General features: G+C 61.4%; 24 protein-coding genes. 13 read left to right on the forward strand and 11 right to left on the reverse strand.

Annotated features, from left to right (window positions below):
- Positions 1-33: 33 nt before the first annotated feature.
- Entirely contained in the window at positions 34-180 is a 147-nt protein-coding gene (locus tag J2W17_RS09350; RefSeq protein WP_307332755.1) for a hypothetical protein, read from the reverse strand.
- A 74-nt stretch (positions 181-254) separates the two neighbouring features.
- On the opposite strand from J2W17_RS09350, the gene pdxR reads away from it, so the two are divergent.
- The gene (pdxR, locus tag J2W17_RS09355; RefSeq protein ID WP_307332758.1) at positions 255-1,673 is read left to right on the forward strand and encodes a MocR-like pyridoxine biosynthesis transcription factor PdxR; all 1,419 of its coding nucleotides are present in this window, start codon (positions 255-257) and stop codon (positions 1,671-1,673) included.
- 101 nt (positions 1,674-1,774) lie between these two features.
- Positions 1,775-2,380, forward strand: coding sequence for an LOG family protein (locus tag J2W17_RS09360; RefSeq protein WP_307332761.1), 606 nt, complete (start codon positions 1,775-1,777; stop codon positions 2,378-2,380).
- Between the two features lie 135 nt (positions 2,381-2,515).
- Here J2W17_RS09360 and J2W17_RS09365 read toward each other — a convergent pair whose 3' ends face one another.
- The 5 genes from J2W17_RS09365 to J2W17_RS09385 all read right to left on the reverse strand — a co-directional run bounded on the left by J2W17_RS09365 (position 2,516) and on the right by J2W17_RS09385 (position 6,158).
- A complete protein-coding gene (locus J2W17_RS09365; RefSeq protein WP_307332765.1) occupies positions 2,516-2,986 on the reverse strand; it encodes a cupin domain-containing protein in 471 nt (156 codons plus the stop codon).
- 242 nt (positions 2,987-3,228) lie between these two features.
- Complete coding sequence (locus J2W17_RS09370; protein WP_307332768.1) at positions 3,229-3,645, reverse strand: organic hydroperoxide resistance protein; 417 nt, start codon at positions 3,643-3,645, stop codon at positions 3,229-3,231.
- Positions 3,646-4,159: 514 nt separating this feature from the next.
- Positions 4,160-4,531, reverse strand: a complete 372-nt coding sequence (locus tag J2W17_RS09375; RefSeq protein ID WP_307332771.1) for a hypothetical protein — start codon at positions 4,529-4,531, stop codon at positions 4,160-4,162.
- On the reverse strand, positions 4,522-5,028 hold the full coding sequence (locus J2W17_RS09380; protein WP_307333335.1) for a DUF2269 family protein: 507 nt from the start codon (positions 5,026-5,028) through the stop codon (positions 4,522-4,524). Before J2W17_RS09380 ends, J2W17_RS09375 begins: the two co-directional genes overlap by 10 nt.
- Before the next feature lie 2 nt (positions 5,029-5,030).
- Positions 5,031-6,158, reverse strand: a complete 1,128-nt coding sequence (locus J2W17_RS09385; RefSeq protein WP_307332774.1) for a saccharopine dehydrogenase family protein — start codon at positions 6,156-6,158, stop codon at positions 5,031-5,033.
- 224 nt (positions 6,159-6,382) lie between these two features.
- Between J2W17_RS09385 and J2W17_RS09390 the strand changes: the two genes are divergently transcribed.
- Together J2W17_RS09390 and J2W17_RS09395 are read left to right on the forward strand one after the other, a co-directional pair.
- Positions 6,383-6,862, forward strand: a complete 480-nt coding sequence (locus J2W17_RS09390) for a phage infection protein (RefSeq protein ID WP_307332777.1) — start codon at positions 6,383-6,385, stop codon at positions 6,860-6,862.
- A 444-nt stretch (positions 6,863-7,306) separates the two neighbouring features.
- Positions 7,307-7,609, forward strand: a complete 303-nt coding sequence (locus tag J2W17_RS09395) for a DUF7693 family protein (protein WP_307332779.1) — start codon at positions 7,307-7,309, stop codon at positions 7,607-7,609.
- Here the strand turns inward: J2W17_RS09395 and J2W17_RS09400 are convergent.
- Positions 7,593-8,867, reverse strand: coding sequence for a glucarate dehydratase family protein (locus tag J2W17_RS09400; protein WP_307332782.1), 1,275 nt, complete (start codon positions 8,865-8,867; stop codon positions 7,593-7,595). The genes J2W17_RS09395 and J2W17_RS09400 overlap by 17 nt on opposite strands.
- Positions 8,864-10,261: an MFS transporter gene (locus tag J2W17_RS09405; RefSeq protein WP_307332785.1), complete on the reverse strand. Its 1,398-nt coding sequence runs from the start codon at positions 10,259-10,261 to the stop codon at positions 8,864-8,866. The genes J2W17_RS09400 and J2W17_RS09405 overlap by 4 nt, the downstream gene beginning before the upstream one ends.
- Positions 10,262-10,367: 106 nt before the next feature.
- Between J2W17_RS09405 and J2W17_RS09410 the strand changes: the two genes are divergently transcribed.
- The gene (locus J2W17_RS09410) at positions 10,368-11,270 is read left to right on the forward strand and encodes a LysR family transcriptional regulator (RefSeq protein WP_307332788.1); all 903 of its coding nucleotides are present in this window, start codon (positions 10,368-10,370) and stop codon (positions 11,268-11,270) included.
- 118 nt (positions 11,271-11,388) lie between these two features.
- Here the strand turns inward: J2W17_RS09410 and J2W17_RS09415 are convergent, their stop codons facing one another.
- Entirely contained in the window at positions 11,389-12,282 is an 894-nt protein-coding gene (locus J2W17_RS09415; RefSeq protein ID WP_307332791.1) for a LysR family transcriptional regulator, read from the reverse strand.
- 92 nt (positions 12,283-12,374) lie between these two features.
- Between J2W17_RS09415 and J2W17_RS09420 the strand changes: the two genes are divergently transcribed.
- The 6 genes from J2W17_RS09420 to J2W17_RS09445 all read left to right on the forward strand — a co-directional run bounded on the left by J2W17_RS09420 (position 12,375) and on the right by J2W17_RS09445 (position 19,351).
- Positions 12,375-13,817: an aldehyde dehydrogenase family protein gene (locus tag J2W17_RS09420; protein ID WP_307332795.1), complete on the forward strand. Its 1,443-nt coding sequence runs from the start codon at positions 12,375-12,377 to the stop codon at positions 13,815-13,817.
- 13 nt (positions 13,818-13,830) lie between these two features.
- Positions 13,831-14,817, forward strand: coding sequence for a dipeptidase (locus J2W17_RS09425; protein ID WP_307332797.1), 987 nt, complete (start codon positions 13,831-13,833; stop codon positions 14,815-14,817).
- Positions 14,818-14,923: 106 nt separating this feature from the next.
- Positions 14,924-16,477 carry a BCCT family transporter gene (locus tag J2W17_RS09430; protein ID WP_307332800.1) on the forward strand — a complete coding sequence of 518 codons (1,554 nt, stop codon included), beginning with the start codon at positions 14,924-14,926 and terminating at the stop codon, positions 16,475-16,477.
- Between the two features lie 26 nt (positions 16,478-16,503).
- Entirely contained in the window at positions 16,504-18,222 is a 1,719-nt protein-coding gene (locus J2W17_RS09435) for a hypothetical protein (protein WP_307333337.1), read from the forward strand.
- Position 18,223: 1 nt separating this feature from the next.
- Positions 18,224-18,949 carry a DUF3726 domain-containing protein gene (locus tag J2W17_RS09440; RefSeq protein ID WP_307332803.1) on the forward strand — a complete coding sequence of 242 codons (726 nt, stop codon included), beginning with the start codon at positions 18,224-18,226 and terminating at the stop codon, positions 18,947-18,949.
- 27 nt (positions 18,950-18,976) lie between these two features.
- Positions 18,977-19,351, forward strand: a complete 375-nt coding sequence (locus J2W17_RS09445; protein WP_307332806.1) for a RidA family protein — start codon at positions 18,977-18,979, stop codon at positions 19,349-19,351.
- Between the two features lie 18 nt (positions 19,352-19,369).
- Here the strand turns inward: J2W17_RS09445 and J2W17_RS09450 are convergent, their stop codons facing one another.
- Together J2W17_RS09450 and J2W17_RS09455 are read right to left on the reverse strand one after the other, a co-directional pair.
- Positions 19,370-20,002 (reverse strand): Vgb family protein, encoded by a 633-nt coding sequence (locus J2W17_RS09450; protein WP_307332810.1) that lies wholly within the window; start codon positions 20,000-20,002, stop codon positions 19,370-19,372.
- Between the two features lie 36 nt (positions 20,003-20,038).
- Entirely contained in the window at positions 20,039-21,259 is a 1,221-nt protein-coding gene (locus J2W17_RS09455; RefSeq protein ID WP_307332813.1) for a helix-turn-helix domain-containing protein, read from the reverse strand.
- Between the two features lie 667 nt (positions 21,260-21,926).
- On the opposite strand from J2W17_RS09455, the gene J2W17_RS09460 reads away from it, so the two are divergent.
- Both J2W17_RS09460 and katG read left to right on the forward strand, forming a co-directional pair.
- A complete protein-coding gene (locus J2W17_RS09460) occupies positions 21,927-22,889 on the forward strand; it encodes an EamA family transporter (RefSeq protein ID WP_307332816.1) in 963 nt (320 codons plus the stop codon).
- 462 nt (positions 22,890-23,351) lie between these two features.
- Positions 23,352-25,607 (forward strand): catalase/peroxidase HPI, encoded by a 2,256-nt coding sequence (gene katG, locus J2W17_RS09465; RefSeq protein WP_307332819.1) that lies wholly within the window; start codon positions 23,352-23,354, stop codon positions 25,605-25,607.
- Positions 25,608-25,765: the final 158 nt, after the last annotated feature.

Here is a 25,765-nt window from a genome sequence, read left to right on the forward strand (position 1 = left end):
TTCGACAGAGAACGCGCTCATCCTGTTATTCGTTCAGATGTCCTTGCCGGTGGTGCCCGAGATGGCTATTTGCAAGCTCACCACGACACCTTGTTCAAACGTCCAGTCACTTATCTTGCGCCCCTTTACGAGAGAAAAAAACACGCTGGCAGCGTCTCGGCAGGTCTGGGCAATACCCATGCAATGCACACCGCTTCGTCTGCCGTGATGCCGGATTTCTTGATAAAAAAACAACGAGCACACTGTCCGCAGCCATGACCCATCCAATCAACAACCTTTCACCCCTGGACCTCACCTCCCCGGAACCCATCTACAGGCAGATCTACTGGCGGTTCCGCGCGGCGATCACTGACGGTGTGCTCACACCGGGGGAGCGGATTCCCGCGGCCCGGGCGCTGGCCAACGAACTCGGACTGGCGCGAGGGACCATCGACACCGCGTATTCACTGCTGACCGCCGAAGGGTACATCCAGTCCCGTGGCCAGGCCGGCACGGTGGTGGCGCCGGGCATCGACGTCAGCGCCCTTTCGCCCCCCGCACAGCGATCAGCCGGGTCGGCGACAAGTCCCGCCATCAGGCACAAGGCACCGGTCCTGCCGTTTCAAATGGCCCTTCCCGCGCTGGACGCTTTCCCACGAAAAATATGGGCGCAAATCGGAGCGCGTTGCGTGCGGGCGACCCGGATCCCGGACATGGCCAATCCCTCCGTCTATGGACTGACCTCGCTGCGCAGCGCGATTGCCACCTACCTGCAGGTTGCACGGGGAATTACCTGCTCGCCCGCCCAGGTGTTCATCACCTCGGGATACCGCAATACCCTGTCACTGATCACTCACGCACTGCTGACACCTGGCGATCGTGTATTCGTGGAAGACCCTGGCTACCTGCCGACCCGTCAGTTACTGGAACATCTGCAGATGGAGGTGGCCCCGATTGCGGTCGACCGGGACGGCATGCGAGTCGAGGACGCTGTCAGCCATTCGACACGCGCGCGTGCGGCAGTAGTCACCCCGGCCCATCAGAGCCCGTTGTGCGTGTCGCTGTCACTGCCGCGACGCTTGCAGCTGCTGGAGTGGGCGAGCCGTGAGCAGGCCTGGATCGTCGAGGACGATTACGACGGCGAGTACCGGTACATCAGCCGCCCGCTGCCCGCGCTCAAGAGCCTGGATCGCGATGGCCGGGTGCTTTACTGCGGCACGTTCAGCAAGGTGCTGTTTCCTGGCATCCGTCTCGCCTACCTGGTAGTGCCGCCGACGCAGGTCGAACGCTTCGAACAGGTTAGCCAGATATTCCTCGGCGGCTGCCCGGAACTCACCCAGGCCATCGTCGCCACGTTTGTGACGGATGGTCATTTTGCCCGGCATATCCAGCGCATGCGCAAACTCTATGGCGAACGCCGGGAGATGACTGCGCGTGGGCTCAGCAAAGCCCTGGGCGACCTGATCCGCATCGATGCGCAACCGGGTGGCATGCACCTGATCCTGCGATTCAAGGAACCACAGTCCGATCGCTTGCTGGTCGAGCGTCTGCAGCAGGCGGGTATTTATGCCGAAGCCCTGAGCGACTGGAGCATCCAGGGCCAGGCCGATTCCGCGCTGCTGCTCGGGTTCGCCAACATCGACTGCGAAGGCAGCGCCGAACAACTGGGAAGGCGCATTCTCGAGTTGATGTAATGCAGTGGATCATGGCCCACTCCGACAGCCGGTTCTTGGACCTTTCTCGCCAGTGCGACGGATCGCATCATCGGTGCTTGCCATCCACCGGGAATCATCCGATGTCCACGCCTGCCCCGCTTCGCAGCATTGCCGTTTTCTCAGGCTCCAACCACGGCTTCAACCCCGAATATGCCCAAGGGGCCCGGGCGCTGGGCAGGGAAATCGCCAAACGCGATATACGCCTGGTCTATGGCGGCACCGACAAGGGCTTGATGGGGGTGATGGCCGATACCGTGCTCGCCGCAGGCGGTGAAGTGGTCGGCATCATTACCGATCTGCTGTTTGGACTCGGGCATCTTCATCCCGGGCTGACCCGACACGAAGTGACGCAGGACATGCGCAGCCGCAAGATGCGCATGAGTGAATGGGCCGATGCGTTCATTGCGTTACCAGGCGGCCTGGGGACCTTTGAAGAACTGTTTGAAGCGGCCACCCTGACGCAACTGGGCGAACACCGCAAGGCCGTCGCCTGCCTGAATACCGGCGCTTTTTTCGATCCGGTTCGCACCCTGCTCGAGCATGCCGTGAAAGAGGGTTTCATGAAACGCGAACACAGCCAGATGCTGATCTTCGACACCGACCCGTCAGCGCTGATCGATGCGCTGGCGCAGTGGCAGGCGCCGACGGTCGGCAAATGGATCACCGAGTCGCAAGGCGTCAATTGAAATGCGGAACCTGTGGGAGCGAGCGTGCTCGCGAAAGCGGTTTAACATTCAACATACTTGTTGACTGACACTGCGCTATCGCGAGCAAGCTCGCTCCCACAGGGAATGCGTTTTACCTGCTGACATTGGTGGCGCTTACTTGGACAGCTCTACAGCCGGCACGCCTTTCTTCACGATATAGGTCGCCAGCTCCGACGCCTTGCCTGCACCGACATTCTTCGCGACATGCGCAGTGCCAGCGGGGATATACAGGGACTCACCGGCCTTGAGCGTTACCGGTGGCTGTCCCTCGAGCTGATACTCGAACGTGCCCTCCAGGACGTAGGCAACTTCCACACCGGGGTGAGAATGCTTGGGCGATGACACACCCGGATCGATATCAACCAGTACCTGAACCACCTCACGCCCGGAAACATCCAGGTCGCGTTTCAACAGGTCGGTGCGGTGGATTCCGGTCTGCCAGCTTTTGGCCGGCTGCGACGCTCGGCCGGCTTCAGCGGGAGCCTTCGATTCTTGAGCTTGGGAAACGCCTGCGAAGGCAGTGAGCGCCACGCTGGCGGCAATGGCCAGCAAGCCAGTGGTGTTGCGGAAGTTGATACGGAACATCGCATTTCTCCAGGGGATTACACGGCAAGGCCGCGCCAGGTTTGCCGCGGATGCGGTGGCTCTATTGGGAGGCCGCCGTGTATCGCGCAAGTGTCGCCAAACCCATGGTTTTGTATGCGAAGGTAGCTGTCGGGGCGGTGGATACGTACCGATACAAACCACAGCAGTGTATCGACTTGCCTGTCCATCAATCCATCGCAAGGGTGTAGCGCCGGCCCCACCCTTGCGATGACAGTCCGGCTTCAGACCAGGTTGATCTCGACCTCGATATTGCCCCGCGTCGCCTTGGAATACGGACACAATTGATGGCCTTTATCCACCAGCTTGCGGGCCGTTTCCTGGTCCATGCCCGGCAGTTTGATGTTGAGGCGGGCCTGGAGCAGATAGCCGCCCGCATTGGTGCCCAAGTCAACTTCGGCATCGATGCTCAGGTCAGGCGGAAGCTTGACCTGCATTTCGCGCGCCGCCACCTGCATCGCACCAATGAAGCAGGCGGACCAACCGGCGGCGAACAACTGTTCCGGATTGGTGCCGTCACCCGGGCCGCCAGGGGACGAATGCTTGACGTCGAGACGCCCGTCATCGCTGCGCGACGCGCCATCCCGTCCACCGGTGGTGTGGACTTTGGCGGTGTACAGTACTTTTTCGAGCTGGGACATGATGATCTCCTGATTGAAAAGGTAAAAAAACTGCCTTCGACGCACATCCCGATCGAGTCGCCTCTATGGGGGGGGGTGGGTGAAGACGTCGTTTACGCGCGCTCAGGTGAATTGCAAAACTCGCCTGCTCATCGGATCAGGCCTGGTTTGGCTCCTTCGTAAGAGGACAGCCGGCACGCCTCGCATCATGGATTTGCCGCCCGATCGGGCTTGTCCATAAACCGTAACGCGCCGGATCTCTCACTATAGTTCGTGTCAGTGCGTCTATCGGGTTGCCGGTCGCCTGCCGGGCTCGATCCCACAGGGGGGTGCGGGTGTCCGGGAGATTTGCGCCTGGCACCGTCCCAATGTGGGAGCGAGCTTGCTCGCGATAGCGGTCCGTCAGTCGCCGCGATGTTGAATGTGCCGCCGTCTTCGCGAGCAAGCTCGCTCCCACAGGTGACTGATGGTGTCGGCGAGATTGCGCCGGACACCGTCCCAATGTGGGAGCGAGTTTGCTCCGGGCGGCACTCGATCACCTGCGCGGCGAGTGCTTGCGCGCCAGACGTTGCGGCCAGTTCCCACCATTGGCACGCTGACATTCTTCTTCTGAATCGAACTGCACATGGGCCGAGACCGGACTGACCGTAACCTGCGCTTCAGTTAACGCCTGAGCGGTCAGTTCAATCATGCGTCCACCCTGCCCGCTCGCCAGTGCCTGATTCTTTTGTGCCTGCGTCTCGAACACCCAGACCACCCTCAGGCTGGAAGGAAACTCGGCATAGTCGATCTCGTGGGTCAGCCAGGCGAAACCGACCAGCTCCGCCTTGGCCGTCTCGCACGCCTCGGTGAGCGTGACGACCAGTCGCCGTTCGATGTGCGCTTGCTCGCGTTTGCTTAACCCCATGATTGAATTCCCAACATCTCGACCATTTGCGCCGGCGTCATTTTTGTCACCATCATCAACACAATCACAAACATTCCCGTAAAACCGACAATCCCCAGCCAGAACCATTTGTTGTAAACCGTCCGATACTCATCGTTCAGATCCTGCCCTGTGTCGACCGCATTCAATGCCATGACATGAAGTCGCTTCTGTAACACTAACACCGGAAGCCAAAGCGAACCGACGCACAGGAAGATGATCAGCGACGTCAGGATCCATTCCGTGGTCAATGGCAGTCCGGACAGCTGCATCAGCAGGTAGCCGGTCGTCATCTGGATCAAGCCAGCTGGCGTAGTAATCCAGGTGTCGAACCGCACGACCATCCTGGCCACGTGGGCGATCACTTGAGGGTTGGCCGAGCGGCTGGCCGAGATCAAATACAGGTAAGAGCCCATGCCGAATCCAAACAGGAAGATCGCGGCGATGACATGAACGTATTTCAGGCACAGGTACAGCATGTTCAAGACTGCTCGTCAGAGAAGCGTACGCACAGCTGCAGGTTTGCCGGATCGTTTATGGCGGCCATGTACTCTTCGACACTGATTTCGCCCACGCAGGCCCGGGCACCGGGTTCGGGACAGTAGCCCTGGACGACTTTCGACATTAGGGCCACGGCCGCACAGCTCGGAATCTCCGGCCCCTTGTCATTGTTGGCCGTCAGTTGCGCCGTCATCGACAGCGGTTTCCCATCACTGCCCAGCCCTTTGACGTCGATGTACATCGCACTTTTACCATCGCCGAAGTGCTCGAACCAGGTACCCCAGCGATGCAAGCGTGCCGCCCAGACCGCAGGGTCGCGAACCAGACCGATTCTCAGCGCTTCGGCGAGTAACCAGTTAGCCACACCACCAAGCTTGAGACCCGGACCCGCCTTGAAGCTCAAGGTCCTGGCCCCGTAACGACTCGGGAAGATATCCATGTCCGGCACGTCTACATTGGCCAGCACCCGTGTCCCCAGCGGCGGCATTTTACGCAGGGTAAGGTCCTGCCAACCCGACACGTCATGCACCTGACCGTTCCTGAGTTGTTTGATGGGCTTGCCGGCGTAGGCCAGCACACCCTCGACAGTGGACAGACCCGGCATCTTGGCCGATGAAGAAATGCCATGCTCGATCGAGTCGATGCGCTGAAAACGGTGGCGATACTCGTCGATGATGGCGGATGACAGCGTCGGCACCGAGCTGCAACCGCTGAGGATGACAACGCCTGCCTGCTTTGCTCGTTCGTCGAGTGCATCGATGCCATTGACGAAGGTGCGACAGTCAGACAGGTCGCAGTAATTCACTCCGGCGGCTATGCAGCCTTGCGCCACTGCATAGGACTGCCCCTGAAACGGGCCGCCGGTGTGGATCACCCAGTCGATGCCCATTACCTGCAATGTAGAGATGAACGTTGAGTCCATGGCATCGCCGCACCAACTTTCACAGGCTCGACCTGAGCTGGCGTGCAGCTCAGTGACCTTGTGCAGTGTCTTGTGAGAATCACGCCCCGCGATCACCAACGCGACGCCTGGCATCGCGATCAAACGCCTGCAAACGATGCTGCCGAAGTTTCCGTAGCCGCCGACCACCATTACCCTGAGTGTCATTCAACGCATCCCTGAACCATTCGATCATGCAGCCAACCCGCCCGAGACTGGCCCGGGGAGCTTCTCTGATATCGGTCGGGCAGGCAAACAAAAACAGGGCGCGCTGCGCAAAACCATCCATTGCCGACGTCGATAGTCACCATCAACGCAATGAAGTTCTCTTAAAAACTCCGCGGCGTAACATCGCATCCATACCAACCAATAACTCCCCCGGAGCACACATCATGAAACGCCAAACCATCCTCAGCATCGCTTTCTCGGTTTTTGCAGTTAACGCTTTCGCTGCTACTTCTACCCACCCGGTTGTCGCAGAAGGCGGCTCGGACCGTTTGATTGAAAGCCGCGTGGCTGAGGGTGGTTCGGATCGGTTGCTCGAGAATCGTGTGGCTGCCGATGGCTCGGATCGTCTGATCGAAAATCGCGTGGCTGCCGATGGTTCGGATCGCTTGATCGAGAATCGCGTGGCTGCCGATGGTTCGGACCGGTTGATTGAAAACCGCGTGGCTGCTGATGGTTCGGATCGTCTCATCGAAAACCGCGTGGCTGCCGATGGTTCGGATCGTCTGATCGAAAACCGCGTGGCTGCCGATGGTTCGGATCGTTTGATCGAGAATCGCGTGGCTGCCGATGGTTCGGACCGGTTGATCGAAAATCGTGTTGCCGAAGGTGGTTCCGATCGCTTGATCGAAAGCCGTGCGGCGTAAATGAATGGTTTTACCGTGACACTCAACGAAAAACCCGGCATCGTCTGCCGGGTTTTTTTATACCTGCAAGAGTCCGCAATTCAATGACTGCCCGGGCGATCACCACAATCGCCGGCTCCGGTATCGACACTATCACCTGCATACCGCCAAATTGTGGAAGACGCCAAGCCTTGTAGGAGCCGGCTTGCCGGCGAAGGCGTCTGCATGGGCACTGCAAGGCTTGAGGCCGCCTTCGCTGGCAAGCCAGCTCCTACAGGGATCACTGGTGTGCAGATGGATTGTGGTCAACCCCGAACCCTGTCGAAGCCGGCTTGGCGAAGGCGTCCGCATGGGCGCTGCAAGGCTTGAGGCCGCCTTCTACGCTCATTCAGGAGAATCGCGTTATCGTTTACGATCATCGCGAGCAAGCTTGCTCCTACCGCCCCCCATCCGTCGGAGACAGCCGTGACAGCGCTTACCGCCCGCCAGGTTTACCAGTCAATGCGCGACGCCGCCCTGGGCATTCGCCCTTTGCAGCGAATCGGCGAACAGTCCGCGGCGGGCCTGATGCAGGTCGATATCGAGGGCTGGCGGCTGACCCTCGAAGTCGATGGCAATCACCTGCGTCATTGCCAGCACTGCCAGAGCCCGGACGGCCGCGAGGGTGTGTTCGACAGTTGGCAACGCACTGACCCCGTCAGCTTGCTCAGCGCCTGGGAACTGACGCAAATCGAATGTTTGCTGGCTGACCTCAAAACCGTGGTTTGATCGCCTTCCACTCCGGCTTGTAACGCTGCATCTGCTTCACGTCATCGCGCTGGCGAATGCCGCAGGTCAGGTACTGGTCATGCAGCTTGCCCAATTGATCGTGATCCAGTTCCAGCCCCAACCCCGGTGCGCGGGTGATCTTCACGCAACCGTCGACGATCGGCAGCTTGCCGCCCTTGATCACCTCTTCATCCGGCTCCTGCCAGGGGTAATGGGTGTCGCAGGCATAATCGAGGTTGGGCACTGATGCGGCGACATGCGCCATGGCCATCAGGCTGATGCCCAGGTGCGAGTTGGAATGCATCGATACGCCCAGGCCAAAGGCCTGGCACATTTTCGCCAGCGCCTGGGTATCGCGCAGGCCGCCCCAGTAATGGTGATCGGCGAGCACGATCTGCACGCTGTTCAACGCCACGCTGCGGCGAAATTCATCAAAGTCGGTGACCACCATGTTGGTCGCCAGCGGCAGTCCGGTGCGCTTGTGCAGCTCTGACATACCCTCCAGGCCAGGTGTCGGGTCTTCGTAATACTGCAGGTCGTCGCCGAGCAATTCGGCCATGCGAATCGAGGTTTCCAGCGACCAGTTGCCGTTCGGGTCGATGCGCAACGGGTAACCAGGGAAAGCTTTTTTCAGCGCCTTGATGCATGACACTTCATGTTCGGGCTCCAGCGTGCCTGCCTTGAGCTTGATGCTCTTGAAGCCATAGGTCTCGATCATGCGCCGGGCCTGGGCGACGATCTGCTCTTCATTCAGGGCTTCGCCCCAATTGTCCGGTTTGTAGGGTGAGTCGACGTGCTGGGCATATTTGAAAAACAGGTAGGCGCTGAACGGAATCTGGTCGCGGATCGCACCGCCCAGCAGATCCACCAGGGGCACGTTCAACGAATGCGCCTGCAAATCCAGAAACGCTACTTCAAACGCCGAATACGCGTTGCTCACCGCTTTACTGGCATGGGAGCCCGGTGCCAGTTCCGCACCGGCGATACTCGCAGGCTTGTTCGCCGCCACGGTGGCCTGGACGATGTTGCGCAGTTGATTGAGGTTGAACGGATCGAGGCCGATCAGTTGCGATTGCAGTTGCTGCTGGATCGCCAGCGCCGGGGCATCGCCGTAGCTCTCCCCCAGCCCGATGTAGCCATTGTCGCTTTCGATTTCGATGATCGAGCGCAGCGCAAAGGGTTCGTGAATACCGCTGGCGTTGAGCAGCGGCGGGTCACGGAAGGCGATGGGGGTGACGGTGACTCGTTTGATTTTCAAGAGGCTGCTCCCTTTGCATCAGGTTTCATGACGGTGTGATTTAAAGCGTGTTGTGGGATCGCGTTGTCGGCGGCTTTACCGGTCAGCGCGCGAAAGACATCGCCACGGGGCGCCGTGCGGGCGAAGAAGATCACCACCGCCGCCACCAGCGAGGTGCCTGCCAGACCGTACAACCCCCCTTCGATGGAACCGGTGGTCTGCTCCAGGAAACCGAACGCGGTCGGGGCGACGAAGCCGCCAAGATTACCGATGGAGTTGATCAGGGCGATTACTGCTGCGGCGATGCGCGCATCCAGATAGCCCTGGGGAATCGGCCAGAACAGCGCCGAGGCAGCCTTGAACCCGATGGCGGCGAAGCAGATGGCGACGAAGGCGAAGATAGGCCCGCCGGTGGTCGACATGAACATGCCAAAGGAAGCGATCACCAATGTCACCGCTACCCACGCCTGTTGGTATTTCCACTTGCTGGCCATAGCAGCGAAGCCATACATCGCAATGATCGAAATGATCCACGGGATCGAGTTGAACAGGCCGACCTGGAAGTCGCCAAGGTTGCCCATTTTCTTGATCATGCTCGGCAGCCAGAACGTGGCGCCATAGATGGTCAGGGCGATGGAAAAGTAGATGAAGCAGAACAGCGCGATCTGCTTGTCCGCCAGCAGCTTGAACATCGAGGGCTTGACGGTCTGCACCGCTTCGCGGGCCTGCTGTTCCAGGGCGATGGCAGCGACTAGCGCGCCCTTTTCTTCCGCGCTGAGCCATTTCGCTTCCCGCGGATGGGATTGCAGCCAGAACCAGACAAACCCGCACAGCACGATGGAAGCAAAGCCTTCAATCAGGAACATCCACTGCCAGCCGTGCAGGCTCATCCCGCTGACGTTGAGCAGCGCGCCGGACACCGGGCCGGAGATCACCGAGGCAATGGCCGAGCCGCTGAGGAAGATCGCCATGGCCTTGCCGCGTTCGGTCGACGGCAGCCATTGGGTGAAGTAGTAAATGATGCCGGGGAAAAAACCGGCCTCGGCCGCACCGAGGATGAAGCGCAGCACGTAGAAACTGGTTTCGCCACGGACAAAGGCCATGGCCATGGCGGCAGCGCCCCAGGTAAACATGATGCGAGTCAGCCAGGCGCGGGCACCGTAGCGTTGCAGCAGCATGTTGGAGGGCACTTCGAAAATGGCGTAACCGATGAAGAACAGCCCGGCACCCAGTCCATAGGCCGCCGCGCCGATGCCAAGGTCGGTTTCCAGGTGACTGCGCACGAAGCCGATGTTGACCCGGTCGATGTAGTTGACGATGAACATCACCACAAACAGCGGCAGTACGTGGCGCTTGACCTTGGCCGATGCGCGGGCGAGCACATTCGGATCCGGCGGACACTGGAGGGTATTCAAGGGGCGACTCCCGATCATTGTTTTTTTAGGGGCGAGCCGATCATGGACGCCGACATTGATCCCGTCTAATCTAACTTGGCATTCGATTGATACCTGGATTAGATCAATGTTCGAACTGACGCAACTGCGCTGCTTCACCACGGTGGCAACCGAACTCAACTTCCGTCGCGCCGCCGAACGCCTGAACATGACGCAACCGCCCCTCAGTCGACAGATTCAACTGCTGGAGCATCACCTGGGCGTCGAGCTGTTCACCCGTACCACCCGCAGCGTCGCCCTGACCGCTGCCGGTAGGGCGTTCTTCATCGAAGCGCAAAACCTGCTGGAGCGGGCGCAGCAAGCCGCCGTCACCGCCCGGCGTTTTGCAGAGGGCGATATCGGCTCGGTCAATATCAGCTTCGTTGGCAGTGCGGTGTATGAGTTCCTGCCCAAGGTCATCACCGAAGCCCGCCTCAAGCAGCCCCATGTCAAAATCGACCTGTCGGAGATGAACACCTACCAGCAGCACGAAGCTTTGCGCGCTCGCCGGATCGACCTGGGTATCGTCCGCGCGCCCTTGCTGGAGCCGGGCTACGCCACCGAATGCCTGGTGCGCGAGCCATTCGTCCTGGCCGTTCCCGACAGGCATCGCCTGGCCACTGCCGACAGCGTGTCGGTACAGGATCTCGATGCCCAGCCTTTTCTAATGTATTCCCACGCGGCCTATCCGCCGTTCAACGAACTGCTGACCGGCATGCTGCGCTCGGCCCGGGTGGCACCGGAGTACGTGCAATGGCTCGGTTCATCGCTGACCATTCTGGCCCTGGTCAACGCCGGCATGGGCCTGGCCCTGGTGCCGCGCTGCGCCACCAGTGTGGTGTTCAAGAACGTGGTGTTTCGCGACATCGACCTCGGGGCAGGCGTGCAGAGCGAGCTGCATCTGATCTGGCGCGAGAACAATGACAACCCGGCCTTTGCGATGTTGCTGGAGGGCATTCGGCGCGCGGTAAGAGAAGGTTGGGGGACATGACCCCGTTGTAGGAGCCGGCTTGCCGGCGAAGGCGTCTTCATGGTCGCTGCAAGGCTCGAGACCGTCTTCGCCGGCAAGCCGGCTCCTACAGGGATTTGGCGTTTTCCACAATTGCGCGTCAGCTTTGCATGGCCGTCATGCGCATATTCTCCTTCAAAAAACCCATCAACTCGGCCGCCGCGGGCGACAGGCTGTGGCCTTTGCGGCACAGGATACCGATCTGACGTTCCACTTTCGGCTCTGAAAGCGGCAGAAACACCAGCTGTTCATTGCCCTGGGGAAACGCCAGGGACGGCAGTGTCGTGATGCCAATGCCTTGTTCGAGCATCGCGATCAGCGAAATCATGTTGGAGACGAACAGCAGACTGCTCTCTAGCAGCCCCGCCGCCGCCGTGCCTTCGAGTAACCGAGAGGTGCCATTGCGCACCAGCGGATACGCCTGCAGGCTGGACCAGTGCAAGGCCCCGCCCGCCTCTACCAACGGGTGATCATGGCGGCAGACCACGCCCACCTGGTCACTCAGGATCGGCACAAAATCAATGCGCTCATCGGGCATCCAGACACTGCTGATCGCGAAGTCCACCTGCCCCTGCAGCAACAGTTGCTGGACGCTGTCGGCATTACCGTCCTGAATGCTGATCTGCAGCTTCGGATGCTCGGCGACAAATCCCGCCAACAAATGCGGCAGCAATCGACTGGCCACCGACGGCACCGTGGCGATGCTGACCTGACCGATTTCATGCCGCGCCAGCAAACTCACCTCTCGCGCAATCCGGTCGTGATGCGCCAGCAGGTCATGGAACAGCGGCAAACAGTGCTCGCCAAAGGGCGTCAGTTCGGTTTTGCCGCCTTTTTCGAAAAGAGCCTGGCCCAGCTTCTGTTCCAGCTCCCGAACCGCCAACGACAGTGCCGGTTGCGTGCGATAGGCCTGTTTGGCGGCGCCATGGAAGCTTTTCAGCTGCGCGACTAGCACGAAATAGCGTAATTGGGTGATCTTCAGCTCGGGCAACACGGTAAGTTTTCCTTATCATTTCATTTTTATTATTAATTTTTGTTTGCAGATTAATACTCTCATGATGGGAACCACGCAATCGGAGGTTCCCCATGGCACTGCAACCCTGCAAGAACTACATCGCTGGACACTGGTGTGAAGGCCAGACCGTTATCGCCAACCACAGCCCTTCGGATGTCGAAGACATCGTCGGCCACTATCACCAGGCCAGCGCCGAACAAACCCTGGACGCCATCGGGGCAGCCCGTGACGCCCAGCCATTGTGGGCGGCCACTGGCCTGGAGCAGCGCCAACAGGTGTTGATGGCCATCGGTAACGAGTTGATGGCGCGCAAGGACGAGCTGGGCGAGCTGCTCTCCCGCGAAGAAGGCAAACCGCTGGCCGAGGGTATCGGCGAAGTCAATCGCTCTGCCCAGTTCTTCCATTATTACGCCGCCGAAGTCCTGCGGCAGATGGGCGAGACGGCCGCGTCGGTGCGCCCTGGCATCGAGATCGAAGTGCAGCGCGAACCGGTCGGTGTAGTCGGCATCATCACCCCGTGGAATTTCCCTATGGCCACTGCGGCCTGGAAGATTGCCCCGGCCCTGGCCTTCGGCAACGCCGTGGTGTTCAAGCCGGCCAACCTGGTGCCCGCCAGCGCCTGGGCCCTGAGCGAAATCATCAGCCGCCAGGCCCTGCCGCCCGGCACCTTCAACCTGGTCATGGGCACTGGCGGTGTCGTGGGCGAGAGCCTGATCCAGTCGCCGGATATCGACGCGCTGACCTTCACCGGCTCACTGGCCACCGGACGCCGAGTGGCGGTGGCCACGGCCGGCAACCTGGTGCGCTGCCAGCTAGAGATGGGCAGCAAGAACGCGCTAGTGGTGCTCGATGACGCTGATCTGGAAATCGCCGTGGAATGCGCGTTGAACGGTGCCTTCTTCGGTACCGGGCAAAAATGCACCGCCTCGTCGCGGCTGATTGTCTGTGACGGCATCCATGACCGTTTTGTCGACGCACTGATTACACGCATGCGTCAGCTGAAGGTCGGCCACGCCCTCGAACAAGGGGTGCAGATCGGTCCGGTGGCCGAAGCCCGCCAACTGGAGCAGAACCTGCACTACCTGCAGCTTGCCGCGGAAGAAGGCGCCACCCTGGTCGAAGGCGGCGAGCTGCTGGCGCGGGAGCCAGCCGGGCATTACATGCGTCCGGCACTGTTCATCAACAGTCATAACGGCATGCGCATCAACCGCGAAGAAGTCTTCGGCCCGATTGCCTGCGTGATCCGGGTCAGCGACTACGAACAGGCGCTGGCGGTCTTGAACGACACCGAGTACGGCCTCACCGCCGGGATCATCACCCAGTCGCTGCGTCATGCCAGCGACTTCAAGCGCCGCGCCCGCACCGGCTGCGTGATGGTCAACCTGCCCACCGCAGGCACCGATTACCACGTGCCGTTTGGCGGGCGCAAAAACTCGAGTTTCGGTCCGCGCGAACAAGGGCAATACGCCCGCGACTTCTACACCGTGGTCAAGACCACTTACGTGCGTCCCTGAATCGGAGATCACCATGCACGACTTATTGATGATCGATGGCCTGCAATACTCCAACTGGAACGAAGAGATCTTTCGCCAGATGCAGTCCGGCGGCCTGAGTGCGGTACACGCCACCATCGCCTACCACGAAAACGCCCGGGAAACCCTGTCGCGAATCGGCGAATGGAACCGGCGTTTCGAGACCTGGCCCGAGCTGATTCGTCCGGTGCGCGAAGCGGCGGATATTCGTCTGGCGCACCAGGAAGGCCGCGTCGGGATCTTCTTCGGTTTCCAGAACTGCTCGCCCATCGAAGACGACATCAGCCTGGTGGAAATCTTCCGCCAGCTGGGTGTGCTGATCATGCAGCTCACCTATAACAACCAGAGCCTGCTGGCCAGCGGCTGTTACGAAACCGAAGACAACGGCATCAGCCGCTTCGGTCGCCAGGTGATCCGCGAGATGAACCGCGTCGGGATGCTGATCGACATGTCCCACAGCGCCGAGCGCAGCACCCTGCAGGCCATCGAGCTGTCGAACCGACCGGTGATTGTGTCCCATGCCAACCCGTCGAGCTTCCACGCCGCCAAACGCAACAAATCCAACGCGGTACTGCGCGGCATCGCCGAGTCCGGCGGCCTGCTCGGTTTCAGCACCTACCCCTTCCACCTCAAGGGGGCGTCGGCCTGCACCCTCGAAGCGTTCTGCGACATGGTCGCCAATACCGCGGACTTGATGGGTGTCGAGCACATCGGCATCGGCACCGACCTGTGCCAGCAGCAACCCCTGGGGGTACTGGAGTGGATGCGCAACGGGCGCTGGAGCAAGGACAAGGATTACGGCGAAGGCTCCAAGGACAACGCCAGCTGGCCGTCCCCCCTGCAATGGTTTCGCGACAGCCGCGACTTCCCGGTCATTGCCCGGGGCTTGCAAGCCCGCGGCTTCGCCGAGGACGAGGTGCGCAACATCATGGGACTCAACTGGCTACGCCTGCTGGAAAGCGCCACCACCGCCCAACACTGACGCCTGATCACAACCGTGAGGACAGCATGAAAAACAACAACAATAGCGTCCCGTTCATCTACCCACTCGGCGATGGACAGCCTCAAGCGCGTATTTTGGAGGCATCATGAAAACCACCAGCACCTTGCAAGTCGACAGCCAGCCGCTGAACCTTGCCAAGCCGAAGAAAGACATCGACTGGCCGCTGTTTCTCATCAGTGGCGGCTTCCTCGGCGCGTTCCTGATCGCAGCGCTGATCGACATCGATGGCGTGTCGCTGCTGGTGAACACGCTGTTCGCCTGGTCGACCCGGTTCTTCGGGCTGTACTGGCAGATCCTGATGCTGTTGACCTTCGCCGTGAGCCTGTTCATCTGCTTCAGCAAATGCGGGCGGGTCCGGCTCGGCGGCGTCGACCAGCGCCCCGACACCAGCACCTTCAACTGGATCGCGGTGATCATGTGCGCCCTGCTCGCCGGCGGTGGCGCCTTCTGGGCCGCGGCCGAACCGATGATGCACTTCGCCAGCCCGCCCCCACTGTTCACCGGGGTGCAAGCGCACACCGAAGCGGCGGCGCATGCCGCACTCGCGCAGTCCTTCGTGCACTGGGGCTTTCTGGCCTGGGCGGTGCTGGGCAGCCTGCTGTCCATCGTGTTGATGCACCTGCATTACGACAAGGGCCTGCCGCTGGCACCGCGTACGCTGCTGTATCCATTGCTCGGCGAGCGCGCGCTCAAAGGTCCGATCGGCACGCTGGCGGACGCCACTTCCATCATTGCCGTGGTCGCCGGCACCATTGGCCCGATCGGCTTCCTCGGCCTGCAAATCAGCAGTGCGTTGCACTCGGTGTGGGGCATCCCCAATGACCTGACGGTGCAGTCGATCACCATTGTCCTGGTTACTGTGATGTACACCACGTCCTGCCTGGTCGGGCTCAAGGGCATCCGCTTCGTCAGCGAAATCAATGTCTGGCTGATGATCGGCCTGGCGATCTTCATGGTGGCGTTCGGGCCGACGATGTTTATCCTGGGCGGCTTCCCGTCCGCGTTCGCCCTGCACCTGGAACAGTTCATCCCGATGACGCTGTTTCGCGCCGACCCGAAATGGCTCGACTGGTGGACGGTGTTCTACTGGGGCTGGTTCATCGGCTATGCACCGATGGTCGCGCTGTACGTCGCCAAGATCTCCCGTGGCCGCACGATCCGCGAAGTGATCATGACCCTGTCGATCATCGCCCCCATCGTGACCATGTTCTGGTTCACCGTGGTCGGCGGCACCGGCATCGGCCTGGAACTGCAGACCCCCGGCATCGTCACCGCCAATGGCGCACAACCCGAAGCACTGCTGTTGGGCGTGACGCAAAACCTGCCCCTGGGTGGCCTGGTCTCCGCGCTGTTCCTGTTCCTGAGCTTCATCTCGGTCGCCACCAACGGCGATGCCATGGCGTTCACCGTGGCGATGGCCATGTCGAGCAATGACAAACCGAAAAAATGGCTGAGAGCCTTCTGGGCCATCGGCATGGGTCTGGCCGCCGTGGTCCTGATCACTATCGGTTCGGGCGGTGTCACGGCGCTGCAATCCTTTATCGTGATCACCGCGGTGCCGGTGTCGCTGTTGATCCTGCCGTCGCTCTGGGACGCGCTGCGAATCGCCCGGCACATGGCTCGCGAACAGGCTGTCTGATGATGAATAGTTCAGGAATCGCAATGATGTCTTTGTCCCGCACCGACGCCGAACCACAACCGACCCTGCGCCCAGCGGCGCAGGTCATGGACCTGGATCGGCTGGGCAGTCACTTTCAAAGCCGGCTGAGTTTCGTGCGCAGCAGCATGCGGCGCATGATGAATGAGCAATGGCGCATCCAGCGCACCTGCTTCGACCTGGATGCCGAAGGCTTTGGGACCGCCATCTACCGCATCGACACCGCCAGTGCGCATTATCATTGCGTGATTTTCTCGAACTACCTGCCGCAGGAAAAACGCAGCGACCGGGTGATCGCCGATCAATGGGACGTCAGCTTCGTCCTGCTCGCCGGCGATGTTGATGAGCAGCAGCTGGCCGATCTGCGGCGCAACGTGCCCTTGCAGGAAGCCGGGCGCTTCGATGCCCGGGTGCTGGTGCTGTCCCGGGCCAACCGCAGCCTGCGCAACTTCGAGCGTTTCCTCGGGGCGCTGGCCGAAGGTTGCCAGCCAGACCCGCGGCAACTCGCCGAGGTGGGCTACCTGTATCGCACCACTGCCGTCTACGGCAACGGCAAGTTCGGCATCGCCGACTTCAGTTGCCTGCAAGGCAATGCCGACTTCACCCAACCCTTCAGCGCGCAGATGTTCACCGTGTACCTGCTGCGGCACTTCAGCATCGAGCAAATCGACCACATGGCCCGGGCGCGCAATCCGCAACGGGCGGTCGGGCTGGACATCGCCCTGCAACGCTACCTCGGGGTCGGCAATTCCACGGGGCTGGGCATGGCGCCGTTCCTGATCAATCACCCGCAGCTGGTCAATCAATGGCTGTGGGCCAGGGAAACCGCCCTGGCCCGGGTCCTGGCGCAACCTGCCGATCTACCCCGGGTGCAACGCTTCCAGGCGCTGCTGCAACGTGCTTGCCAGCACCTGGCGCAAACCCGCACCGACGACCCGCGGCAAAGCGCGATCGATCAACAGACCCTGACGGATCTTGGGCAACTGGCCGAGTGGTTCGACGGGCAGCCCGTCAGTATCGACCTGTGGCCACGGGCGCAGGCCTGGGCCGAGAAGCACAGTGGCAATGGTTGCCAGGAATTGCTGGTCAGCCTGCTGCTGGAGCTGTACCCCGAACAGGTCGATCCGCTGGCCGAACAGATGTCGGTCAACGAAGGCTTTCGACTCAATGCCGAGATGCCGCTGGATGAGTTGTGCGAACTGATAGAGACCCGCTACCGCTGGGCCCTCGACTATGACCTGAGCGCCGCCGAGGCCAACCATTTCTTCTGGTATCGCTCGGCGGAAAAGGAAGAACCCCGTCTGGGCGAGCGCGCCATGGAACCGGGTGCCGAGAAGGAAATGCAGCTGGGCATCGCGCACAACATTCAACGCTGCCACCGCGCCCTGTCGGTCTATCGGGAACAGCACCCACAGCAACTGACTGCGCATTTCCTGCTGGCCCAGCCGCAGTTCAAGGGCACCGTCTGCCGCTTGCAGGGCATGGACCGCTGCGCCTATGGGGAAATCCGCGCCAACCTGATGGACCGCGGCATGCTGCCGATCCATCTGCTGCGCTGCAAGCTGGCGTTCTTCGGTGCCGGTAAGTTCGACCCAAAGTCCAGTCGCTGGGTGCGCATCACCTTGTTCCAGGGCGCACCGCTGGTCAGCGAGATTGGCCAACCCTTCGACGATGACTGGAATTTCGCCGTCATGCCCCCACTGGCAACCGCTGCCGGAGAACACTGATATGCGTGTCTCGCTCAATGAAATCCAGGTGATCTGCCGCAAAGCCTTCGAAGGCATCGGCTTTGCCCCGGGTGATTGCGACGACGCCGCCGAGATGATCGCCTGGCTGCAATTGCAGGGGCTGGACGGTATCGGCGCGCTGAAAAAAGCCCTGGCCTTTCTCCACGATGAAGTCGATCGCCCCTTCGACACCTGTTACGAAGATGCCGCACAACTGACCCTCGATGCCCATGGTCAGAGCGTCCTGCGCTGCGCCGCCCAAGCCGTCGAACTGGGCGTGAGCAAGGCCCTGCGCGGCGGCAGTGCGCAGGTCCGGATCCGCCACTGCCACAACCGCATCCTGCTGCTTGGTTACCTGGCGCGCTGCGCCGAACAGGGGCTGAACTTCTGCGTCTACTGGCGCGATGCCCGCCAGGAACTGGTCGCCACCCTGGCCGCCGGGCAAAGCACGCCGTCCTTGCGGGTGTACGAGTTGCCACCCGCCGCCCGCAGCGACGAGCAAAGCATCAATGTATTGATCTCACAGCACTTCACCCTGCTGCCACGGCTCAGCGCCGAGGATACGGCCCCCGGTGACCCGCCGCTCCTCGCCCGCCAGCTCGCCGGCGGCCTGGAGGTCGACGACGAGGTCTGGGTCATGTTGAAAAAACTGGGCGAACAGGTACTGGTGGAAAGCACCGAAGAGTCCCGACGCCGCGGTGCCGGCGAAAGCAGTGACGCCCGCTGAAATCATTAAGCCTTTAGGAAATCATCGATGAAATATGCCATCAAGACTGATCTATTCGCCTCGCGCGCGCCCCTGGAATGGGCGGTGGTCGGCAACGGCACGCTGTACACCGCGCAGATCCCCATCGACCGCCAGGGCCAGGTGGTCACCGGCGGCATCGAAGCGCAGGCCCGGCAGACCCTGGACAACCTGCGCCATACCCTGGAAGCCGCCGGCAGCTCGCTGGATGCCGTGACCCAGGTGCTGATCTACGTCACCGATCGCCGCTACCTGGCCACGGTCAACGAGCTCTATACCGAATACTTCCAGGCGCCCTACCCCAACCGTGCGGCCGTGGTGGTCGCCGGGCTGGCGAGGGAGGAGATGCTGGTCGAGCTGGTGGTGTACGCGTGCATGGGCTGAGCCCGTGCGGGCAGCGCCTCATTGGGGGCGCCGCACCATCCTCACCTTGCCACTGTTGCCACCGCCGCAGAAAAACCGGTCGCCGCCATCGGACTCCAGTCCCGACACCCCGACGCCATCCGGCAGCTTGAGGCTTTGCAGGACCTCGCCGGTTTGCGGATCGACTCGACGCAATTCACTCTCGTCCTCTTCCCAGGTCCCATGCCACAGCTGCCCTTCGACCCAGGTCACCCCGGTGACGAAGCGGTCGGACTCGATCGTGCGCAAAATCTCCCCGGTTTCGGCATCGATCTGGTGAATTTTGCGATCGCGATAGCGACCGACCCACAGCGTGCCTTCGGCCCAGGTGAGCCCCGAATCATTACCGCCCCCCGGTGCCGGGATGCTGTTGAGTACCCGCCCGGTCTGCGGGTCGATTTTCTGGATGCGATCGGCGGCGATCTGAAACAGGTACTGGCCGTCGAAGGCCGTGCCCGCATCGGCGGTGACATCGATCGAGCGCAGGGTCTGGCCGCTTTCCGGGTCCAGGGCGTTAAGTTTTTCGCCGCTGGCGAACCAGACCTGCCGGCCGTCCCAGGTCAGGCCATGGACGGTGTCGACACCGGGAAACGGGCCATATTCACGCAGTATTTCAGCGGTTGAGCTTTTCATGCTGGCTTCCTCGTTTGCGGGTTGATGGCGTTCATCCTAGTCACTCGGCAATGGCGCCGGGAGTAACAAGGTCGTCGCGAAACCCGGTATCGGCGGGGTCACCCAGCGCCGCGCCCGCCCACGCCCGAATGCCTGCACCTTGCCGGCTGCCGCCAGCGTCTCGAGGGTGCGCTGCACGGTGCGCTGACTGGCGCCGAGGGCCAGCGCCAGGGCGGAACTCGACCATGACTCGCCGTCGGCGAGGAAGGCGAACACTGCGGCAAACTTCTCATCGACCGGTGGCGCCAGCACCACTACGTCGGCTGAGACCAAAGGCACCAGGGCAAATCCGCGCCGGGTCGCCATCACACCGGCCAAGGGTTTGAGCGTTGCCCGCAACCGGCCGATTTCGACGCGTAACCGGGCGCGATGGGATTCATCCGTCAGTTTCAAGCGAAAGGCACCGGCAATCAGCGCTTCGCGCGACACGCCGCCAGGCCAGGTCTGGGCCATCATTCTGGCCAGGGTGAACAGCACGGGACGGGTGGCCAGGGACACCGACATGCCGGCACCCCGCACGCTGTAATGACAGGCATCCACCACCAGTGACGTTGAGCTCAGCAGCGCTTCCACCTCATCCAGCAACACGGGCCGCTCTTCACCATTGGCGATCAGGCGCGCGGCGGGCGTATCGAGAATGAGCGCGGTGTTTTCGACCTCGGCGGACAGTGCCGGGATAGCGGCCAATTCGGCCGCATGCCTGGCCCGCGACAGGGCATTGTGCGCCGACTGCGATTGCAGGCGGCGAATGGCAATTCCCGCCACCACCAGTTCATGGGCGGTGCGCAGGACCGGGGGTAGCGGTGCCGGATCGAGCGCGCCAAGCAAGGCTTGCGCCTCATCGAGCCGGCCGATCAGCAACAGGCGCCGGATCTGCAGATAGCGCGCATGGGCCGCGTTGACCCGATCGCCGTGAGCCTCGAGCGTCACCCGCGCCGCTTCGAGCGCCTTCACCGGCCAGCCCAGGTCCCGCGAAGCGAGGGCGATCTCGGCCTCGGCAACCACACACCGCGCCCGGGCCACCGCCTCTTTCGGCCCAAAGGCCCGGGCCGCGCTTTTCACCAGGGCCCTGGCCCGCACCAGATCGCCAAGCTGCGCCATCGCGATGCCCCGCAATGCCAGCGCCGGCGCGTCGTCACGCAACGCCACCCGGTCCAGCGCCCCAAGCGGATCACCCGCCGCCAACGCCCGCGCCGCGGCGGTGATTAATGAATCCATTTGCCGTGCGCCATAGCTGTCACTCCCGCCGAGCGATATCCGAGATTTAGTCTGATTCACGGAGTAAAGCATTCGCCGGTCCGGGCTATGGGGTTTTTATTGCCACTATCGACCCGTACACAAGATCCGTGCACGACAGCGATCAACTGTAGGAGCTGGCTTGCCAGCGAAAGCGTCCGTCCAGGAGATAAATGTGTCGACTGAACCACCGCCTTCGCTGGCAAGCCAGCTCCTACAGGGGATCTGCGGCGAACTCAAAATCCGTGGACGACAGCGATCAACTGTAGGAGCTGGCTTGCCAGCGAAAGCGTCCGTCCAGGAGATGAATGTGTCGACTGAACCACCGCCTTCGCTGGCAAGCCAGCTCCTACAGGGGATCTGCGGCGAACTCAAAATCCGTGGACGACAGCGATCACTGTAGGAGCTGGCTTGCCAGCGAAGAGGCCCGGACGGTCACCACAAAAACCGAAGTCATACGACCTCTTTCACAATTCGCCATTCCCTCCGCGCTAGCAATCATCCCCACCCCCCAAGCCACTGCCATCCAACAAGTTCCCCACCCTTGCCCCTCCAAACCAAATACGGTACAAACGCCTCAAGTTGTACGACAACCTAATAAAAAACCCGACCATCCCCAACGATGGCAAACACCCTTCGAGACCCTGCCATGACCCGCCCCACTCCCGCACAAACCATTGCGCCGCCCTTCCCCCGCCACCTCGCCGTGCTCATCCTGCTATGCATGGGCTGCGCCTTCGCCGGCAACCATGTGGCCGCGCGGGTGGCATTCGATGACGGTGCCGGCGTGTTGCTGGCGATCCTGATGCGTTCCGGCGCAACCGTGCTGGTGCTGGCCGCGCTGGTACTCTGGCAACGCCAAAGTCTGCGCCTGCCCGCAGGCGCCTGGCGCTGGCAACTGCTGCTGGGCTTGCTGATCACTGCACAAAGCCTGTGCCTCTATTCCGCCGTTGCCCGGGTGCCTGTAGCGCTGGCACTGCTGGTGGCCAACGTCTTTCCCATCCTGTTGGCACTGCTGACCTGGGCGCTGGGCGGACCACGGCCAACCGCCCGCACCGCCTCATTGATGGGATTGATTCTGCTCGGGCTGGTGTTCGTGCTGGACGTGCCGGGACGGCTCTCGGCCAACAGCAGCGCCGGTCCGCAGTGGCTGCTCGGCGTCGCCCTCGCCTTCTGCGCCGCCAGCGTGTTCGCCTGCGCGCTGTGGATCACCGATCACAAACTGTCCCAGGTGCGCGGCTCGGTGCGCAGCCTGCTGACCATCTTCATCGTCTTCAGCAGCGTCAACCTCGCCGGCCTGGCCGACGCCCTCCCTGGCGGCCTGGACCTGCCGGCCACCACCACCACCGGCTGGCTGGCACTCGCCACGCTGGTGGTGCTCTATGGCACGGGGTTCATCGTGCTGTTCATTTCGGTGCCCCGCCTCGACATGCCGCGCAATGCACCAGTGATGAACATCGAGCCGCTGGCGACCTTGCTGATGGGCTGGATCGTGCTGGACCAGATGCTGAGTGCGGGCCAGGTGATGGGTGGGGTGATCGTTGTCACGGGTATTGTGTTGCTGACCTTTCGCAAGGCGGTCAGCAAGGTTGCAGAGAAAGTGCCGGCTTGAGTGTGCTATTGATCATGCGGACGCCTTCGCCGGCAAGTCGGCTCCTACTGGTTTGCAGTGTTCAACCCAACGCTGCAACCTTGTAGGAGCTGGCTTGCCAGCGAAGAGGCCATCGGCTTTACCCCAAAGCCCAAGCTAAAAGATTCTGCCTATCACCCCCGAATACTCCACCTATTAGCTGACTCCCATACTCGGGTCTAACCTTAATCCAGCGCTGGCATCATAAGCTGGCCGGTTTAGCGCTGATCAGGAAACACCGAATGAGTTCGAAGCTTGACTAGGGCACCCGTGGGCCACCGCGCAGGCAACTCGATTGCCATTGTTCAGAATTTTCCGTGTGGTCGAATAATCAGTTGATCAAACTGCTGGTCCTCTGCCTAAGTCATTGATTTTGCTCGTAGCTATTGCACGCCCATACCGGGCCGGATAGCCGGATGAACACGACCTAAAGGTAGCTCACACATGGCAAACGAATCGAAATGCCCGTTCAACCACGCTGCTGGCGGTGGCACGACGAACCGTGACTGGTGGCCGAACCAACTGAATCTGAAGATCCTGCACCAGCACTCGTCCCTGACCGACCCCATGGATGAGGGCTTCAACTATGCCGAAGCCTTCAAGACCCTGGACTTTGAAGCGCTCAAGCAGGATCTGCGCGCATTGATGACCGATTCGCAAGACTGGTGGCCTGCGGACTTTGGTCATTACGGCCCGCTCTTCATCCGCATGGCCTGGCACAGCGCCGGTACCTATCGCACCGGCGATGGCCGCGGCGGTGCTGGTTCCGGCCAGCAACGCTTTGCACCGCTCAACAGCTGGCCGGATAACGTCAGCCTGGACAAGGCACGCCGGCTGCTGTGGCCGATCAAGCAAAAGTACGGCCGCAAGATCTCCTGGGCCGACCTGATCGTTCTCACCGGCAACGTTGCCCTTGAATCCATGGGCTTCAAGACCTTTGGCTATTCCGGCGGGCGGCCGGACGTCTGGGAACCGGACGAAGACGTGTACTGGGGATCGGAAAACAAATGGCTGGGTGGCGATACCCGTTACGGCAAGGAAAACGAACCGATGCAGGAACCCGGCGAAGGCCCGCTCGTCGCCGAGCCAGGGGAAAACGAGGAGAGCCGTACCGATAAGGGACGCAACCTGGAAAATCCCCTCGCCGCGGTGCAAATGGGCCTGATATACGTCAACCCGGAAGGCCCCGAAGGCAATCCCGATCCGCTGGCAGCAGCGAAGGATATTCGCGAAACCTTCGGTCGCATGGCGATGAACGATGAAGAAACCGTGGCCCTGATCGCCGGCGGCCATGCCTTCGGCAAGACCCACGGCGCCGGCCCTGCCGACAACGTGGGGGCCGAACCCGAGGCTGCCGACATTCACCAGCAGGGTCTGGGCTGGAAAAACAGTTTCGGTACCGGCAAAGGCCCGGACACCATCACCAGCGGCCTGGAAGTGACCTGGACCAGCACGCCGACACAATGGAGCAACAACTACCTGGAGAACCTGTTCGGCTTCGAGTGGGAATTGACCAAAAGCCCGGCCGGCGCCAACCAGTGGACCACCAAGGATGGCGCCGGCGCCGGCAGCATTCCGGATGCCCATGATCCGTCCAAGCGGCGTAATCCGACCATGCTGACCACGGACCTGGCCCTGCGCTTCGACCCGATCTACGAACCGATCTCCCGGCGCTTCCTGGAAAATCCAGAGCAATTGACCGACGCCTTTGCCCGTGCCTGGTTCAAGCTGATCCACCGGGACATGGGACCTCTCTCACGCTACCTCGGCCCGGAAATGCCCAACGAAGAACTGCTGTGGCAGGACCCGATTCCAGATGTCGATCATGAACTGGTCAACGACAGCGACGTCGCCGCACTCAAGGACAAGTTGCTGAACTCCGGCCTGTCAGTCTCGCAGTTGGTATCCACGGCCTGGGCGGCAGCCTCCACCTTCCGCGGCTCCGACAAACGCGGCGGTGCCAACGGCGGACGCCTGCGTCTCGCCCCACAGAAATTCTGGCAGGCTAATCAGCCGGAGCAACTGGCGAACGTGCTGGCAAAACTCGAAGGCATCCAAAGCGAGTTCAACAATAGCGGCAAGAAAATCTCCTTGGCAGACCTGATCGTGCTGGCCGGTAGCGCCGGCGTTGAACAGGCGGCAAAAAATGCCGGGCACAACGTGACGGTGCCGTTCACCCCGGGACGAATGGACGCTTCGCAAGAGCAGACCGATGTCGAGTCGTTCGGCTTCCTGGAACCCATCGCCGACGGCTTCCGCAACTACGCCAAGTCGCGCTACAGCGTCCCCGCCGAGGCGCTACTGATCGACAAGGCGCAGCTGCTGACCCTCACCGCACCGGAAATGACCGCGCTGATCGGCGGCCTGCGCGTGCTGAACACCAACGTCGGACAAACCCGGCACGGGGTGTTTACCCAGCAGCAGGAAGCATTGACGAATGACTTCTTCAAGAACCTGCTGGACATGGGCGTCGAATGGAAACCGACCTCGGAGGACAATGAAGAGTTTGAAGGGCGTGATCGCAAAACCGGTGAAGCGAAGTGGACCGCTACGCGAGTCGATCTGGTCTTTGGCTCGAATGCGCAGCTGCGGGCCCTGGCTGAGGTCTATGCCTGCGACGACTCGAAAGAGAAGTTCGTCAAAGACTTCGTCGCCGCCTGGACCAAGGTGATGAACCTGGATCGCTTCGATCTCAAATAACTGAAAGGTACTGTGAAAACCCGCAACGCCTCTCTCTGTGGAGGCGTTGTGCTTTTTGGCTAGCAAGGGTTTCAACGCATTGAGCCCGACGCACTTGACGCTTCAAGCCGTTAAGTGGGAAAAGGTGTGTGCCCTGGATAGAAGACTCAATGCCAGCG

The organism is Pseudomonas lini, from assembly GCF_030812475.1.
Classification (GTDB): Bacteria; Pseudomonadota; Gammaproteobacteria; order Pseudomonadales; family Pseudomonadaceae; genus Aquipseudomonas; species Aquipseudomonas lini_A.

Excerpts from the sequence above, each read along its gene's own strand:
- J2W17_RS09350 (WP_307332755.1), bottom strand. The coding sequence starts at position 180 with ATGGGTATTGCCCAGACCTGCCGAGACGCTGCCAGCGTGTTTTTTTCT.
- pdxR (WP_307332758.1), top strand. The coding sequence starts at position 255 with ATGACCCATCCAATCAACAACCTTTCACCCCTGGACCTCACCTCCCCG.
- J2W17_RS09360 (WP_307332761.1), top strand. The coding sequence starts at position 1,775 with ATGTCCACGCCTGCCCCGCTTCGCAGCATTGCCGTTTTCTCAGGCTCC.
- J2W17_RS09365 (WP_307332765.1), bottom strand. The coding sequence starts at position 2,986 with ATGTTCCGTATCAACTTCCGCAACACCACTGGCTTGCTGGCCATTGCC.
- J2W17_RS09370 (WP_307332768.1), bottom strand. The coding sequence starts at position 3,645 with ATGTCCCAGCTCGAAAAAGTACTGTACACCGCCAAAGTCCACACCACC.
- J2W17_RS09375 (WP_307332771.1), bottom strand. The coding sequence starts at position 4,531 with ATGGGGTTAAGCAAACGCGAGCAAGCGCACATCGAACGGCGACTGGTC.
- J2W17_RS09380 (WP_307333335.1), bottom strand. The coding sequence starts at position 5,028 with ATGCTGTACCTGTGCCTGAAATACGTTCATGTCATCGCCGCGATCTTC.
- J2W17_RS09385 (WP_307332774.1), bottom strand. The coding sequence starts at position 6,158 with ATGACACTCAGGGTAATGGTGGTCGGCGGCTACGGAAACTTCGGCAGC.
- J2W17_RS09390 (WP_307332777.1), top strand. The coding sequence starts at position 6,383 with ATGAAACGCCAAACCATCCTCAGCATCGCTTTCTCGGTTTTTGCAGTT.
- J2W17_RS09410 (WP_307332788.1), top strand. The coding sequence starts at position 10,368 with ATGTTCGAACTGACGCAACTGCGCTGCTTCACCACGGTGGCAACCGAA.
- J2W17_RS09420 (WP_307332795.1), top strand. The coding sequence starts at position 12,375 with ATGGCACTGCAACCCTGCAAGAACTACATCGCTGGACACTGGTGTGAA.
- J2W17_RS09425 (WP_307332797.1), top strand. The coding sequence starts at position 13,831 with ATGCACGACTTATTGATGATCGATGGCCTGCAATACTCCAACTGGAAC.
- J2W17_RS09430 (WP_307332800.1), top strand. The coding sequence starts at position 14,924 with ATGAAAACCACCAGCACCTTGCAAGTCGACAGCCAGCCGCTGAACCTT.
- J2W17_RS09435 (WP_307333337.1), top strand. The coding sequence starts at position 16,504 with ATGTCTTTGTCCCGCACCGACGCCGAACCACAACCGACCCTGCGCCCA.
- J2W17_RS09440 (WP_307332803.1), top strand. The coding sequence starts at position 18,224 with ATGCGTGTCTCGCTCAATGAAATCCAGGTGATCTGCCGCAAAGCCTTC.
- J2W17_RS09445 (WP_307332806.1), top strand. The coding sequence starts at position 18,977 with ATGAAATATGCCATCAAGACTGATCTATTCGCCTCGCGCGCGCCCCTG.
- J2W17_RS09450 (WP_307332810.1), bottom strand. The coding sequence starts at position 20,002 with ATGAAAAGCTCAACCGCTGAAATACTGCGTGAATATGGCCCGTTTCCC.
- J2W17_RS09455 (WP_307332813.1), bottom strand. The coding sequence starts at position 21,259 with ATGGATTCATTAATCACCGCCGCGGCGCGGGCGTTGGCGGCGGGTGAT.
- J2W17_RS09460 (WP_307332816.1), top strand. The coding sequence starts at position 21,927 with ATGACCCGCCCCACTCCCGCACAAACCATTGCGCCGCCCTTCCCCCGC.
- katG (WP_307332819.1), top strand. The coding sequence starts at position 23,352 with ATGGCAAACGAATCGAAATGCCCGTTCAACCACGCTGCTGGCGGTGGC.